Source organism: Thiomonas bhubaneswarensis, from assembly GCF_001418255.1.
GTDB lineage: Bacteria > Pseudomonadota > Gammaproteobacteria > Burkholderiales > Burkholderiaceae_C > Thiomonas > Thiomonas bhubaneswarensis.
Genome location: NZ_LIPV01000012.1, coordinates 19052 through 33509, shown reverse-complemented (window position 1 = coordinate 33509; position 14458 = coordinate 19052). Strand labels below are relative to the sequence as shown.

Below are 14458 nucleotides of genomic sequence, written 5' to 3'. Positions count from 1 at the left end.
GCATCCGCATGCCCATTTTTCGCCTTACGCGCGCCAAGCCCGACAGGCTCCTAGCGCCGGTTCAGCGCTCAAGGTGCGCCCACTGCAGCACCGTGCCCGCAGCGGCGTCGGCGAGCAGACGTCGGCCGATGACGTTGTCGAGATCGGCGGCGGGGATGCCGCTGGCCGGGCGGCGCAGTTGCAGATGTTCGCGTTGCAACACGGTGCCTGCGGGCAGGGCGGTGGCCAGCACCACGCTGCGGCGTGCGACCTTGAGCACGTCGATCTCGTCGGGACGCGGCGCCTTGATGCCGTCGCCCAACATGGCTTCGATGCGGCGGATGTCGCGCGCCAGGGCGGCAAACTCGGCAGGTTCGCTCGACGCTTTGTGATCGGGGCCGGGCAGGGCGCGGTCGAGGGTGATGTGCTTTTCGATCACGCAGGCCCCAAGCGCCACGGCAGCGAGAGCGGCGACGTTGCCCAGGCTGTGGTCGGAATAGCCTGTGGGCAGGCCGGTTTCGTCGCGCAGCGTGGCGATGGCGCGCAGATTGAGCGCATCGTCGGGCGCGGGGTAGGCGGAGGTGCATTGCAGCAAGGTGAGCGCCGGTGTGTCTCCCCCGCGTTCTGCCCAGGCCGCCCGCACCCAGCCGACGGCCTGCCTGACTTCAGCCAGGGTCGCCATGCCGGTGGAAAGGATGAGCGGCAAACCTGTGGCAGCGGCCTTGGTCAACAGAGATCTATTGACGATCTCGCCGGACGACAGCTTGAGCCGCCGCACGCCAAGACTAGTCAGCAGATCGACCGCATCTTCGGAGAACGGGGTGGACATGAACTCGATGCCGACCCGCTCGCAATGCGCGGCGATGATGCGGTGCTGTTCGGCGCTGAGTTCGAGCTTGCGCAGCATGGCGAACTGATCGGTCTCGCCAGTGGCGCCCTGCTGGTAGGCGGCGGTGGCGGTGCCGGGCAGAGCGAGGTCTTCGGCGCGAAAGGTCTGGAACTTGACCGCGTCGGCTCCTGCTTCGCGGGCGGCTTCGACGAGTTGCAGCGCCAGGTCGAGCTGGCCGTTGTGATTGACGCCGGCTTCGGCGATGAGAAAGACGCGGTCGCGGGGCATGGCGGACGTTAAGTTCATGTTGGCTGCCGATGGTGCAACCATTCGGCAAGAGCAAAATCGTCGGCGGTGTCGATGTCCACCGACCGCTTCGGGGGCATGGCATGGGCGGCCACGCTCACGCTCCACAGTCCGTGCTGCGCGGCATGAGCCAGGGCTTCGCGGCGCCAGACGTAGATCGAGCCGTTGAGCGCCCAGACTTTCGGCGCGCTCTGGCGGGTGGCCAAGCCACCGCCCTTGCTGATGCTGACGCTGCCGTCGGGCTGCTCCTCGACGAGGTTGAAATAGGGGTTGAAGCCGCTGTCGAACACACTGACCACCAGCCCCGGCGCGTCCGGCGCTTCGGCGCGGGCGAGACAGCCGTCGAGGTCTTCGGGCGCGCGCAGCGGTGAGGTGGGTTGCAGATCGACGATGCGGGTGACGATTTGTCTCTGCGCTTCGAGATGGGCCACGAGGTGTTCGATAACCGGCAGCTTGGGGCTGTCGTCGCGCGCCAGTTCGGGCGGACGCAGATAGGGAACGATGGCGCCTGCTTCGCGGGCGATTTGCGCGATCTTGGCGTCGTCGGTGGACACATAAACGGCGCCGATGACTGGATGCTGCAGCGCATAGCGGATGCTGTGATGAATGAGCGGCAGCCCCGCAAAGGGCAGGATGTTCTTGCCCGGCAGGCCTTTGCTGCCGCCGCGGGCGCAGATGGTGGCGATGGTGGTCATGGGTTCAGGCCAAGGGCAGAGGGCACAGGACGATTGCGGGATGCGAGCAAAGCCAGCGCCTGCTCGCTCACCTGGTCTGCCGCGGCGTGTGCACTTACCCGCGTGGTGGGCGTTTTTGCCGGCAGCGCGAGCAGGGCGGCGAGCGCCTGCGGCAGATCGCTGAGGTGACAGGCGGCGTCGGCCACGCCCAGCGCGACATAAGGCATGGCGGGCGCGGCGATGGAATCGAGCAGTTGCAGCACGCGCTTGTCTGCAAGATGCGCTTCGAGGGCGACAGTGGATGTGCCGGTGATGACGGCGTCCACGGCGTGCAGCAGCGGGTGCAGCGGCTCGCTGGATGGCGACAGGCGCAGTTGCGAGTCGTCGGGCAGAGCGGGGGCGAGCTGGGAAGGGTGCGGGCGCACGATCAGCGTCCAGTCGGGATGAGCCCGCACGCTGTCGATGCAGGCCTGCAGCACCCGCTCGGGCAGATGCGGGTCGCCTTCGCGACCGGGCGAGGCCGGATGCGTGGCGGGCTCGGGTTGCAGCGCGAGGAGCACCAAGCGCCTGTGCGGAGCGCCTAGCTGCTTGCGCATCTCAAGCCCGGCTGCGCGGATCTGCGGGGCGCTCAGCGCATCGAAGGCCGGATTGCCGGTGACGGCGATGCGCTCGGGCGGCCAACCAGCGCGGATGAGGTTGTTGCGCACGGCATCGGACAAGACGCACACCCGGCTGGGGTAGCGGTTGCGCGCGGCGAAAGCATCGCCCGGCAGGGCGAAAAGATCGAGCATTGCCAAGGTCGGGATGCCTGCTTCGCTGGCGGCGTCGATCGCCGCAAATTCGCTGCGCGGCGAGTTGGTGGCCAGCACCAGAACGGGCCGAAGGTGGGCGACGATGCGCCGAAAGAAATGCAGGGGATGAAAGACCTGGCGCCCACGGGTTTGGAGCAGCGCTTGCGCGGCATCGGCGCCGAGTTGCTGCTGCAGGTCCCAGGCGTTGATGCCGAGATAGGCCACGCTTTCGGCCGCGGGAATGTCGGGGTGCGAGTTGCCCTCCAGCAGCGCGCGGCCGAGCGTCAGCGCCCGGGCTTGCTCCTCAGACGAGAGCAGGTGTAGCAGATCGGCATAGCCCAGCGGGTGTTCGCCGGCTTCGCGCGCCACGCGCGCGGCGGTGGTGAGGGCCAGCAGGGCGATGTCGAGATGGGGAAGCCGCGTGCGTAGCGCTCGCAGCACCGACAGCATCATGGCGATATGACCTCCGCCATAGGCCACGGCAAGGATGGACGGGCGGCTGCTCATGTCGGCAACATAGGCTCGAACTGCTGCGCCCAAAGCTCCAGCGCGGCCAGCGCGCGCAGCTCGCGGGTGTGATTGGCCGCGCCTGAGACATGATCGTCGAATAGTTTGCGCACCGTGTCGGCGTTGAACAGTTGTGCGCCGAGCGCGGTGGGGGCGAACAGCAGATCGGCCAGCCATGCCTTGCGCGGCCCGCGGAACCACTCGCCGATGGGGACGGTGAACATCTGCTTCTTGCGATGCGCGAGGTCGGCGCCAATGAGCGGTTCGACCGCGCGCTTGAACCAATGCTTCTTGTCGCCGTCCTTGAGCTTGGTGTCGCCGGGCGCGCGGAAGGCGAACTCCATCATGCGCCAGTCGAGGAACGGCGTGCGTGCCTCCAAGGACACCGACATGCCCATGCGGTCGGGCTTGACGAGGTTGTTTCCGGGCAGCAGCAACATCATGTCCAGAAACAGCATCTGGTTGACGCGGTCGAAGTGCGCGGCCTGCTCGAACCACGGCGCGGCGACGTCGCGCACGCTGTCCACATCGGCCAGCTTCTGGCGCAGCCAGGGCTGGAACAGCGCGGCTCTGGCCTGCTCGCCGAACAGACCTGTGTGCTCGACATAGTGCCGGGCGAAATCGGCGGCGGGCAGGTCGCGGAGCGCGGGGTCGGCCTGGAAGCTGGCGTATTTGTCGTAACCGGCGAACAACTCGTCGCCGCCGTCGCCGGTGAGTACGACTTTCACATCCTGCACCGCAAGGCGCGAAACCTCGCGTGTGGGCATGAACGAGGCGTCGCCATGCGGCTGGTCGCAGTGCCACAGCACGCGGCCCCAGTCGTCGAGCATGTCGGGCTGCACGATGCGCTCGCGGTGCGTGGTGCCGAAGCGCTGCGCGGCTTCGCGGGCGTAGGGCGATTCGTCGAAGCGCGGGTCGGGAAAGCCGATGCAGAAAGTGCGGGCGGGCTCGCGCATGTGTCGTGCCATGAGCGCCACGACGCTGCTCGAATCCACCCCGCCCGAGAGAAATGCGCCGAAGGGCACATCGGCGCGCAGGCGCAGGCGCACGGCATCGTCGAGCAGGGCGAGACAGGCTTCCTGCCATGCGGTGAAGTTCTGCGGCGTGGGTGTCTGCTCGGACAGGCTCCACCAGCGGTGGGTGTGGCTGCCGGTGCCATCGACGGTCAGCACCGTGCCCGGCATGACGTGGCGGATACCCTCGAACAGGGTGAACGGCGGTGGAACGTAGTTGTAGGCGAGGTAGTGCTGCAGCGCGGGCAGATCGAGCGCGGAGCGCCCTGGCAGCGCGGCGAGCACGGCCTTGATCTCGGAGCCGAACAGGATGCCTTGGCCGTCGTCATGCACGAACAGCGGCTTGACGCCGATGCGGTCGCGCACCAGATGAAGTCGGGGGCGTTCGGGGTCGCGCCCGTCCCAGATGGCGATGGCGAACATGCCGTTGAGTCGCGGCAGAAAGGCCAGCCCTTCACGCTCAAACAGCCGCAGCAAGACCTCGGTGTCGCTGTGATCGGATTGAAAGCGCACGCCCTGGCGCTGCGCTTCGGCACGCAGTTCCACATGGTTGAAGATCTCGCCGTTCTGCACCAGAGCGATGCGCCCGTCGTCGCTCACGAAGGGTTGGTGGCCGCCCGCGATGTCGATAATGGACAGCCTGCGGTTGCCGATGGCCACTCCGGGCGCGGTGAAGGTGCCGCTGTCATCCGGGCCGCGATGGATCAGGCTGGTGCCCATCGCGGCGAGGGCCTGCTCGCTCAGGTTTTGCGCCGAGCGGTCGAAAAATCCATAAATTCCACACATGGCGGGATTGTCGTGTTTTGGTGCGCAAGTCAGTTGGCACTGCGCCGGAAAAGTTGCAGCACAGTAAGGCCGATGATGCGCAGATCGACCAGCAGACCATGATGCTGTGCGTAGTCGAGATCGGCCTGCAGCCGCTGCTGCGGTGTGGCGCGCGAGCGGTAGAGGGCCTGGGCGAGGCCGGTGATGCCCGGCCGCACGCGATGGCGCAGGGCCCATTGTTCCTCGGTGTAGTTGCCGCGCTGCGCCGGCACGTCGGGGCGCGGGCCGACCAGGCTCATGTCGCCTCGCAGCACGTTGAACAGTTGCGGCAGTTCGTCCACGCTGCTGCGCCGCAGGATGCGGCCGACGCGGGTGATGCGCGGATCGTTCTGCGCCGTAGAGTGAGAACCGAGGCGGGGCGCATCCACCACCATGCTGCGGAATTTGTAGAGCTGAAACGGCTGGGTGCCTCGCCCCACGCGGGTCTGTGCGAACAGCACGGGTCGGCCTGAGTCCAGCCACACGGCCAGCGCGGCGGCGAGCATCACGGGCGAAAGCAGCAACAGCGCCAGCAGTGCCAGCACGATGTCGAACAGACGTTTGGCCACGGAGGTTCAGCGCGCGTTCAAGGTTTGCGCCACGCGCCGGATCAGGTCCATCGCCAGCAGACGGTCGCTCTCGACCTCCGCAGGCTCGCGCTGCGCCAGCACCTGCGCGGCATGGCGCAGCCTCCTGATCTCTTCGGCGTAAATGCCATGCCAGTCTGAGTCGGGGGCTTCGATGCGCTCGCGGTTGAAAGTGCGCGAGAGAATCACGCTGTTCGAACCCAGACGCAGATGCTCGCCCAGCACCACGCGTCCGGGCAGCAGACCTTCGTCGAGGCGGGCGATGCCGCCAAAGCCGAAGCGTTTGCCGTGCTGCTTCGCCTCCGCCGCGACGCGATCGACCACCCCGTCGGCCAGCGGCTCGAACATGAAGCTCAGCCCCAGTTCGCGGTGCAGGTCGTTGAGGCCCACGTAGATCTCGTCCAGACCGGCAAGACCTGCCCACTCCGGCAGGGTTTGCAACGCGTCGCGCGTTTCCAGCAGGGCGATGGTGCGTGTCCGTCCGGCCACCAGCGCAACGAACTGGGCGAGCACCTCGGCACTGCGGAACATCGGCAGCATCAGGTGGCTGGCGCCATCGGCGATCGCGCGGTCGATTTCTGCGCCGCTGTCGCGGTGCAGCGGGTTGATGCGCACAATCAAATCGGCATGCGGCACCGCCCGCCGCACCTTGGGCACGTCGGCCGGGACGTGATCGGAAATGAAGGTGCCCAGCCCCCCTTGCCGTTCCTGCTTGCCGTGCTGCTCCAGGTCCACCATGATGCGCGCCACGCCACAGCTCACGGCAAAAGCGGCAAAGTCGGGGTCGTTGGTGATCTGGATGAAGTCCATCGTGTGAGAAAGGGTCAGGATGCGCGGCGCAGCCGACGGGAAGTGTAGCGATCGCGCACCAGCCGCCCCAGCGGATCGAAGCGCAGCAGCGCCGCCACGCCCGCCGCAAACAGCAAGGCCGCCGCGACCAGAGCCACCGCCCAGGGCAGGGCTGCGGCGTGCAGCGCCGCACCCGCGGCGGCGAGAATCAGCAGCACCCCCAGCAGCACGGCGGCATTGCGCCACTGGGCATCGCGCTGATGTCGCGCCAGTCGCCACCACAGCACGGCCACCGCCACCGCCCAGGCGGCGCCGTAGGCGGCCAGCCCGCGCCAGGGCTGGGCGGCAAGCACCGTGCCGACCGCAGCCAGCGCCGCCAGCCCCGCGCCGTAACCCAGCACCTGATCGGCGATGCGACGGTGGCTGTTGAGCCGCGTGGCCAGCACCAGTTGCGCTGCCTGCAGTGGCAGCAGCAGCAGGATCCAGCGCATCGCCTCGGTCACCTGCTGCTGGGCCTCGGCGGTCATCCGGCCCCAGCCGAACAGCAGCCGGACGATGCCGGGCGCGGCCACCATGCCTGCCAGCGCGATGAGGGCAGAGAGCCACAGCATCGCTTGCAGCCATTGGCGCGTCTCCGACTGTGCGCGGGCAGAATCGCCTTGACTCTCCGCAGCGCTCAGTCGGGCGAGCGCCAGCGCCGAGGCGACGGCGAACACCGTGTGCAGCGGCAACTCGCCCACGCGCTGCGCATACTGAAACACGCCGAGCTGCCCAGGCCCGGCATCGGACATCAGCGCGCGGGCGGCCAGGGTGTAGAGCACCGTCAGCCCCGAAGCCGCGAGCGCCAGCACCAGGGCGCGCAGACTGGCCATGTCCGGCCAGACTTGGCCCGACACCGCGCCCGGCGTTGCCATTCGGCTGGCCCGTCGCATCAGCACGAGCCGCGCCAGCGCGGCGACGGCCACACCCAGGGTCACCCAGGTGAACTGACCTGTATGCGCCGCAACGATCAGCCCGCCGATCAGACTCAGGTTGAACACCACCTGCCCCGTGTACTGCCATTGCAGCCGCCCCTGCGCCTGCAGCATGGCGTTGCCCACCATGGCCACCGCGCCCGCGGGCAGGGCGACAAGGGCGGACCACCCCAGCGCCTGCGCCGCCAGAGCGGCTTCAGACGCATCCAGCCCCGGGGCCAGCAGATGCACGATCAGGTGCTGCCCCCACCACACGACCATGCCCGCCAGGATGAAGAGCACGGTCGCCAGCCGCGACCAGCGCGCGCCCTCGGCAGCGATATGCACGGCATCGCGCCCGGCCATGCGCGGCACCATCACCGCAGGAATGGCCGCCCCCCACAGCAGGCTCACCGCGAGGTCGGGAAACGACAACACGACCAATGCGGCATCGGCATGCCCGGAGAGGCCGAACTGCGTGGCCACCACCACGTCCCGCACCAGCCCCAGCAGGCGGCTGGCGGCCAGAAGCAGCAGGCTGAGCGAGAAAATGCGCAACATTGACATGGACGGGCATTGTGCCTGCGCGGCAGAGCCAAGCCGAAGCGAAACACCAGGGGGCTTTACGCGCCCGCAAAAGTGTGTCTATAATTTCTTTTCTTTAGCGCCCGTAGCTCAGTTGGATTAGAGTACTTGGCTACGAACCAAGGGGTCGTGGGTTCGAATCCTGCCGGGCGCACCATCATTCCTGAGAAATCAGGAGATTTGAGGAAAAGCCCAACTCGAAAGGTTGGGCTTTTTTTCGTCCCTACTTTCCCTTTGCAACGCTACTGCGAGGCGGAGGCTGCCACGGCTTGTGCATGGACGTCGCCTGCGCCGTCTTCGGGCTCGAAGCGATCGGCCCCACTGTAGCAAAGAAAGCGTCGAGCCGACGCCCGGCCGAACAGGGTCATGCCGAGCCTTGTCGCCAGTTCATGCCCCATGGCCGTCACGCCATTTCGGGAGGCGACGATCGGGATGCCCATCTTGGCTGCCTTCATCACCATTTCGCTGGTCAGCCGCCCGGTGGTGTAGAAGATTTTGTCCCCCCCGGCCACATCGTGCACGGCCATCCAGCCTGCGATGGTGTCGATCGCGTTGTGACGACCCACGTCTTCGACGAACACCAGCATCTCGCTGCCCTTGAAGAGGGCGCAACCGTGCACGGAGCCAGCTTGCTTGTGAACGCTGTGGCGCTGACGCATCTGTTCCAGGACGACCGCGAGCGTGGCATGGGAGATGCGCGCCTCGGTCGGCGCAGGCAGCTCGATGGCATCCACCTCGGCCATCGCTTCGCCGAACACGGTGCCTTGTCCGCACCCCGTGGTCACGACCCTGTGCGCGGTCTTGGCGTCGAAGTCTTCGATGCCCGCGCGTGTCTTCACCGCGGCGGCGTTCACGTCCCAGTCCACGTCGATGCTGTCGACATCGGCGTGCCTCGCGATCAGACCCTGGTTGAGCAGATAGCCCAGGACCAGCAACTCGGGGCATGCGCCCAGCGTCATCAGGGTGACCAGCTCGCGCTTGTCGACGAAGACGGTCAGCGCTCTTTCGGCGGGAATGTCGATGGTTCGCCGCTTGCCGCGCTCGTCGACGATCACGATGTGGCGCAACAGCGGGCGTTTGGCCCTGCTCAGGCGCGGCGCACCTGCCGAACGCGGCAGATCGACCGCGTCGTAGGCCAGCGGTTCGAGCAGGTCTGCAGGCAGTAGAGCCATGCGCGGCAAGCCTTGGTTTCTTGGTTAGAAGGGCGTTGCCTCTGCGGGCGATGGGCTTTCGCGGCGATAGCCCACCGTGGGAACCGGCGTGCCGCCGGGCGTGACGGCAACCGCGCAGTACTTGAACTCCGGGATCTTGCCGAAGGGGTCCAGTGCCGGGTTGGTCAACAGGTTGGCCGCCGCTTCGTAGTAGGCGAAGGGGATGAAAACGGCGTTGGTCGGCGTGCCGTCGTCACGTCGAACGGTGATCACCACCTCGCCGCGACGTGATTTGACGGTGATGGTGTCGCCGGGCTGCAGGCCCAGCCTCTGAAGGTCGGCGCCATTCATCGATGCCGTGGCGATGGGCTCGATCGCGTCGAGCACAGTAGCGCGTCGGGTCATGCTGCCGGTGTGCCAGTGCTCCAGTTGCCGCCCTGTGATGAGCACGAAGGGATAGTCGGCATCGGGGCGTTCGTTGGCGGGGATGAGGTCTGCGGGCACCAGCTTGACGCGTCCGTCCTGGGTGGGGAAGTCGTCGACGAACACCGTCGGCTGGCCAGGATCGTCCGCCGACAGACACGGGTAGGTCACGCTCTGCTCGCGCTCGATGCGCTCCCAGGTGATGCCTTCAATCGCCTCGTGCATCGCCTGCCGCATTTCCTCATACACCTCGGCGACGCCACACTCGGGGCCCTGGTAGTTCCATGCCAGGCCCATGCGTCGGGCCATTTCCTGGATGATCCAGAGATCGGGCCTGGCATCGCCGGGCGGGTTCAGCGCGCGGCGACCCATCTGCACCATGCGGTCGGTGTTGGTGACCGTGCCGGTCTTTTCAGGCCACGCGCTGGCTGGCAGCACGACATCGGCCAGAAGTGCCGTCTCGGTCATGAAGATGTCCTGCACGACCAGATGTTCGAGCGATGCTAGCGCGTGGCGCGCGTGGTTCAGATCGGGGTCGCTCATCGCCGGGTTCTCGCCCATGATGTACATGCCGCGAATCTTGTGCGGGTCGCTGTCAGGCGCGAGCGCCTTGTGCATGATCTCGACCACGGTGTAGCCGGGCTGGCTGTCGAGTCGGGTGTTCCAGAACGCTTCGAACCAGTCGTGCGCTTTCGCGTTGTCCACCCGCTGGTAGTTCGGGTACATCATCGGGATCAGCCCGGCGTCGCTCGCGCCCTGCACATTGTTCTGCCCGCGCAGCGGATGCAAGCCGCTGCCAGGCTTGCCGATCTGGCCGGTCACGGTGACCAGCGCGATCAGGCAGCGGGCGTTGTCGGTGCCGTGCACATGCTGGCTGATGCCCATGCCCCACAGAATCATCGAACCCTTGCTGGTCGCGAACTCGCGCGCCACCTCACGGATGGTCTCGGCCGGAATGCCGCAGATCGGCGCCATCGCCTCGGCGCTGTAGCCTTTGACGTTCTCCTTGAGCGCCTCGAAGTTGGAGGCGCGGCGCGCGACGAAATCGGCATCGACCAGGCCTTCGTCGATCACGGTGTGGATCATGGCGTTGAGCAGCGCCACATCGGTGTCTGCGCGGAACTGCAGCGTGCGCCATGCGTACTTGCCGATGTCGGTGACGCGCGGATCGGCGAGCACGATCTTCGTGCCGCGCCTGGCGGCGTTTTTCATCCACGTCGCGGCGACGGGGTGGTTGGCGGTCGGGTTCGAGCCGATGACGAGGATGAGACCCGCGTGCTCGACGTCGTTGACCTGGTTGCTGACCGCGCCCGAGCCGACGCCTTCGAGCAGCGCGGCGACGCTGGACGCATGGCAAAGCCGCGTGCAGTGATCGACGTTATTGCTGCCGAAGCCGGTGCGCACCAGCTTCTGGAACAGGTAGGCCTCTTCGTTGCTGCCCTTGGCGGAGCCGAAGCCGGCGAGCGCCTTGGGGCCATGTGTGTCGCGCAAGAACTTGAGCTTGCCTGCCGCCAGATCGAGCGCTTCATCCCAGCTCGCTTCGCGAAACATCTCGCGCCAGTTCGTCGGGTCGCCGAGCGCGTCAGGATTCTTCGGCACGCCGGGCTTGCGGATCAGGGGCTTGGTCAGTCGCTGCGGATGGTGTGCGTAGTCGAAACCGAACCGGCCCTTCACGCACAGACGGCCGTGGTTCGCCGGGCCATCGCGGCCGTCGACGCTGACGATGACTTCGTCTTTCACGTTGTAGGTAAGCAGGCAGCCGACGCCGCAGAACGGACAGACCGAATCGACCTTGCGGTCGACCGCCTGCGCACCGATGTGGCTCTTGGGCATCAGCGCCCCGGTGGGGCAGGCCTGCACGCACTCGCCGCAGGCCACGCAGGTGCTGTCGCCCATGTCGTCCTGCAAGTCGAAGACGATCGCGCTCTCATGCCCGCGGAAAGCGTAGCCGATCACGTCGTTCATCTGCTCTTCGCGGCAGGCGCGCACGCAGCGATTGCACTGGATGCACGCATCCAGGTTGACCGCCATCGCCGGATGCGAAAGATCAGGCGCGGGTTGTGTGCGCGCAATCGCCGCCAGCGCCGGGCGAACCGAGACCTGCATGCGCTGCGCCCAGTCACTCAGCTCGCCGTGCTGCAGCGTTGCATCGTCGCCGATCCATTTGTGCCCCTGCGTCGGCATGTCAGAGAGCAGCATCTCCAGCACCATCTTCTGGCTTTTGAGGGCACGCTCGCTGGTCGCCTTGACCTTCATGCCGGCGGCGGGGGCGCGGCAGCAGCTCGGCGCGAGCGTGCGCTCACCGTCGATCTCGACGACGCAGGAGCGGCAATTGCCGTCGGGGCGATAACCCGGCTTGAAACACAGCCGCGGGATCGACAGGCCGTGGCGGTCGGCCACCTCGAGGATGGTCTCACCTTCGAAGGCCTGCACCGGCTTGCCGTCGAGCTCGAAGTCGATCGTGCTCGGCGGCGCGAATGTGGGGGAGGGTGCGTTCATTCAGACCACCTCTTTCGCAAAGTATTTCTGCACACAGCGCACCGGGTTCGGCGCGGCCTGGCCGAGACCGCAGATCGATGCGTCGATCATCACCTGGTTCAGGTCTTCCAGCGTTGCATGATCCCAGTGCGACGCTTGCATCAACTGCGCTGCCTTGGCCGTTCCCACGCGACACGGCGTGCACTGACCACAGCTTTCATGTTCGAAGAAGCGCATCATGTTGAGTGCTGCGTCGCGCGCCCGGTCCTTGTCGCTCAGCACGATTACTGCCGCGGAGCCGATGAAACAGCCGTGCGGCTGCAAGGTGTCGAAGTCGAGGGGAATGTCGGCCATCGAGGCCGGGAGGATGCCGCCGGAGGCGCCGCCGGGCAGGTAGGCATAAAGCTCATGCCCGGCCAGCATGCCGCCGCAGTATTCGTCGATGAGTTCGCGCAGGGTGATGCCTGCCGGCGCGAGCTTGACCCCAGGCTCGCGCACGCGGCCACTGACGCTGAAGGAGCGCAGCCCCTTGCGGCCGTTGCGCCCGTGACCGCTGAACCAAGCCGGGCCACGCTCGACGATGTCACGCACCCAGTACAGGGTCTCGAAGTTGTGCTCCAGCGTCGGTCGGCCGAACAGACCGATCTGCGCGATGTACGGCGGGCGCATGCGTGGCTCGCCCCGCTTGCCCTCGATGCTCTCGATCATCGCAGACTCTTCACCGCAGATGTAGGCACCGGCGCCGCGACGCAGTTCAATTAGCGGAAGCTCGAAGGGCGGATCGGCGCGCAGGCGTTCGAGCTCCTTGGTCAGCAGTGCGCGGCAGCCGTGGTACTCGTCGCGCATATAGATGTAGCAGGCATCGATGCCGACGACCTTTGCGGCAATCAGCATGCCCTCGAGAAAACGGTGCGGGTCGCGCTCGAGATAGGTACGGTCCTTGAACGTGCCGGGCTCGCCTTCGTCGATGTTGACCGCCATCAGGCGCGGAGCCGGATAGTCGCGCACGATGCTCCACTTGCGCCCTGCGGGGAAGCCCGCGCCACCCAGACCGCGCAGCCCTGAGTCGGTCATCGCCTTGAGCACCTCGTCGGCAGGCCTGGCGCCCGAGGCAACCGCCGCCGCGAGCCGGTAGCCGCCCCGGGCGCGGTAAGCATCAAAGCCAACGTAGGCGGGCGAAATCTCGTCAGGCGAAGTGGTGATCGCGCAAGGGCCGGCGGCGGCAGGGTCGAAGACCGCGTCGTCGGTCGCCGCGCGATGAAGCACGGCGCGCGCTTGCGCCGCGGCTTGAACGTCCACCGTCTTCGCGTGGACGACGGGTGCCTGTCCGACCACGGCCACCGGCGCCTGCTCGCAGCGGCCCACGCACGGCGCGGCTACCACGCGCACCTCGGTGCCGAGCAGCGCTGGCAAGCGTTGCAGCAGGTCTTTCGCACCCGCCAGCTCGCACGACAGGCCATTGCAGACACGCACCGTCAGCGCGGCCGGTCGATCGTCGCCGCGCAGCACCTCGAAGTGGTGATAGAAGGTCGCGACCTCGAACACCTCGGCCATCGGGATGTTCATCTCGCGCGCGAGCGCAACCAGGTGGCGGTCGTGCAGACCGTGCCATGCGTCGTTGAGCTTGTGCAGATTCTCAATCAGCATGTCGCGGCGATGGGGGGCAAGACCGATGAGCGCCTGAACCTCGGCGATCGACACAGGATCGGCCTGACGGCCCTTGAGCCTGCTCTTGCGACGCAGGCGGCTGCGCATGTCGTCGGCTGAGCCCAGCGGCACGGCGTCGGGCATATGGGTGGAAGTTGTCATGGTTTTTGTACCGAAGCCTTGTTGCGCTTGGTCGGGAACGACTGCATGAACATACCTTATAGCAAATACTAGAAGACGTCGAATGCGGGTCAAAATGTCCTGATGCGTCATCTGCAGAGGTCAAGGACCCAGGCGACAGACCGTCAGACTTCGTCGGGCTCTTGCATCCACGCGGGGATGTCGCGCCGTGCGTGCAGTACGCGCCAAACATCGATGTGACTCGGATGCTCGACGTAAAACACGAGGTGCGGGTAGCGGGTCAGCGCCCAGGCGCGCAGCCCCGGAATGGCGAGCTCAAGGGCGTAGCGCGGCGAGCCCGTGGTCGGGTGGCGGCCGATATGGCCGTAGGCCTTCTCCAGGGCGGAGATGAAATCGAGCGCCACGCTTTCGCCTGCCTCACTCAGATAGTGGGCAATAGCCTCTTCCACATCACGATGGGCCTGCCCACGCGGGATGACAGGCTTGGCTTTCACCCGCGAGCGTCGGCCTTGGGGTTATTGCGCACCCGATCCCGCAGCCCGTCAAAGTAGCCGACATCGGCTGGTGCCGTCGGCGCCGACGCGGCCCCGGCCAACAGCAAGCTGCGCAGTTGCAGACGTTCCTGGTCCTTGCGGATCAACTCGCGCACGTACTCGCTGCTCGTGCCATAGCCACGCTGGCTGACCTGTTCGTCCACGAAGGATTTCAGGGTGTCTGGGAGAGAAATGTTCATCGTGCTCATGGTGCAAGGGTAGGTCTTTTGGCAAAAATTGGCAAGACTCATCGTCCGCCTTACCGTAT

12 protein-coding genes and 1 tRNA gene are annotated in these 14458 nt (G+C 66.6%); 1 reads left to right on the top strand and 12 read right to left on the bottom strand.

The genetic code is table 11. From position 1 onward, the window contains the following. Positions 1 to 61: 61 nt before the first annotated feature. Genes neuB through ASC45_RS13895 form a run of 7 tightly spaced genes read right to left on the bottom strand, consistent with a single transcriptional unit; the run spans position 62 to position 7799 of the window. Positions 62 to 1114 (bottom strand): N-acetylneuraminate synthase, encoded by a 1053-nt coding sequence (gene neuB, locus ASC45_RS13925; protein ID WP_245610071.1) that lies wholly within the window; start codon positions 1112 to 1114, stop codon positions 62 to 64. Continuing rightward, on the bottom strand, positions 1111 to 1809 hold the full coding sequence (locus ASC45_RS13920; protein ID WP_055451634.1) for an acylneuraminate cytidylyltransferase family protein: 699 nt from the start codon (positions 1807 to 1809) through the stop codon (positions 1111 to 1113). Before ASC45_RS13920 ends, neuB begins: the two co-directional genes overlap by 4 nt. Continuing rightward, entirely contained in the window at positions 1806 to 3086 is a 1281-nt protein-coding gene (locus tag ASC45_RS13915) for a UDP-glycosyltransferase (protein ID WP_072243083.1), read from the bottom strand. The genes ASC45_RS13920 and ASC45_RS13915 overlap by 4 nt, the downstream gene beginning before the upstream one ends. Next, a complete protein-coding gene (gene asnB / locus ASC45_RS13910; RefSeq protein WP_055451633.1) occupies positions 3083 to 4885 on the bottom strand; it encodes an asparagine synthase (glutamine-hydrolyzing) in 1803 nt (600 codons plus the stop codon). Before asnB ends, ASC45_RS13915 begins: the two co-directional genes overlap by 4 nt. Before the next feature lie 29 nt (positions 4886 to 4914). Beyond that, positions 4915 to 5472, bottom strand: coding sequence for a sugar transferase (locus ASC45_RS13905; RefSeq protein WP_055451632.1), 558 nt, complete (start codon positions 5470 to 5472; stop codon positions 4915 to 4917). A 6-nt stretch (positions 5473 to 5478) separates the two neighbouring features. Next, positions 5479 to 6300: an aldolase/citrate lyase family protein gene (locus ASC45_RS13900; protein WP_055451631.1), complete on the bottom strand. Its 822-nt coding sequence runs from the start codon at positions 6298 to 6300 to the stop codon at positions 5479 to 5481. Positions 6301 to 6314: 14 nt separating this feature from the next. After that, positions 6315 to 7799 carry a lipid II flippase MurJ gene (locus tag ASC45_RS13895; RefSeq protein WP_055451630.1) on the bottom strand — a complete coding sequence of 495 codons (1485 nt, stop codon included), beginning with the start codon at positions 7797 to 7799 and terminating at the stop codon, positions 6315 to 6317. A gap of 97 nt (positions 7800 to 7896) precedes the next feature. Between ASC45_RS13895 and ASC45_RS13890 the strand changes: the two genes are divergently transcribed. Then, positions 7897 to 7974: transfer RNA gene (locus ASC45_RS13890), tRNA-Arg, on the top strand. Positions 7975 to 8059: 85 nt separating this feature from the next. On the opposite strand, the gene ASC45_RS13885 is transcribed toward ASC45_RS13890, so the two are convergent. The 5 genes from ASC45_RS13885 to ASC45_RS13865 all read right to left on the bottom strand — a co-directional run bounded on the left by ASC45_RS13885 (position 8060) and on the right by ASC45_RS13865 (position 14399). Beyond that, the gene (locus ASC45_RS13885) at positions 8060 to 8989 is read right to left on the bottom strand and encodes a formate dehydrogenase accessory sulfurtransferase FdhD (protein ID WP_055451654.1); all 930 of its coding nucleotides are present in this window, start codon (positions 8987 to 8989) and stop codon (positions 8060 to 8062) included. A 24-nt stretch (positions 8990 to 9013) separates the two neighbouring features. Beyond that, a complete protein-coding gene (gene fdhF / locus ASC45_RS13880) occupies positions 9014 to 11890 on the bottom strand; it encodes a formate dehydrogenase subunit alpha (protein WP_055451629.1) in 2877 nt (958 codons plus the stop codon). Beyond that, complete coding sequence (locus ASC45_RS13875) at positions 11891 to 13678, bottom strand: NADH-ubiquinone oxidoreductase-F iron-sulfur binding region domain-containing protein (protein WP_055451628.1); 1788 nt, start codon at positions 13676 to 13678, stop codon at positions 11891 to 11893. A gap of 143 nt (positions 13679 to 13821) precedes the next feature. Then, positions 13822 to 14151 (bottom strand): type II toxin-antitoxin system RelE/ParE family toxin, encoded by a 330-nt coding sequence (locus ASC45_RS13870; RefSeq protein ID WP_055451627.1) that lies wholly within the window; start codon positions 14149 to 14151, stop codon positions 13822 to 13824. After that, a complete protein-coding gene (locus ASC45_RS13865) occupies positions 14148 to 14399 on the bottom strand; it encodes a type II toxin-antitoxin system ParD family antitoxin (protein WP_055451653.1) in 252 nt (83 codons plus the stop codon). The genes ASC45_RS13870 and ASC45_RS13865 overlap by 4 nt, the downstream gene beginning before the upstream one ends. Positions 14400 to 14458: the final 59 nt, after the last annotated feature.

What these genes read in the sequence shown, in the direction of transcription:
- neuB (WP_245610071.1), bottom strand. Translation starts at nt 1,114, where the DNA reads ATGAACTTAACGTCCGCCATGCCCCGCGACCGCGTCTTTCTCATCGCC.
- ASC45_RS13920 (WP_055451634.1), bottom strand. Translation starts at nt 1,809, where the DNA reads ATGACCACCATCGCCACCATCTGCGCCCGCGGCGGCAGCAAAGGCCTG.
- ASC45_RS13915 (WP_072243083.1), bottom strand. Translation starts at nt 3,086, where the DNA reads ATGAGCAGCCGCCCGTCCATCCTTGCCGTGGCCTATGGCGGAGGTCAT.
- asnB (WP_055451633.1), bottom strand. Translation starts at nt 4,885, where the DNA reads ATGTGTGGAATTTATGGATTTTTCGACCGCTCGGCGCAAAACCTGAGC.
- ASC45_RS13900 (WP_055451631.1), bottom strand. Translation starts at nt 6,300, where the DNA reads ATGGACTTCATCCAGATCACCAACGACCCCGACTTTGCCGCTTTTGCC.
- ASC45_RS13895 (WP_055451630.1), bottom strand. Translation starts at nt 7,799, where the DNA reads ATGTCAATGTTGCGCATTTTCTCGCTCAGCCTGCTGCTTCTGGCCGCC.
- ASC45_RS13885 (WP_055451654.1), bottom strand. Translation starts at nt 8,989, where the DNA reads ATGGCTCTACTGCCTGCAGACCTGCTCGAACCGCTGGCCTACGACGCG.
- fdhF (WP_055451629.1), bottom strand. Translation starts at nt 11,890, where the DNA reads ATGAACGCACCCTCCCCCACATTCGCGCCGCCGAGCACGATCGACTTC.
- ASC45_RS13875 (WP_055451628.1), bottom strand. Translation starts at nt 13,678, where the DNA reads ATGACAACTTCCACCCATATGCCCGACGCCGTGCCGCTGGGCTCAGCC.
- ASC45_RS13865 (WP_055451653.1), bottom strand. Translation starts at nt 14,399, where the DNA reads ATGAGCACGATGAACATTTCTCTCCCAGACACCCTGAAATCCTTCGTG.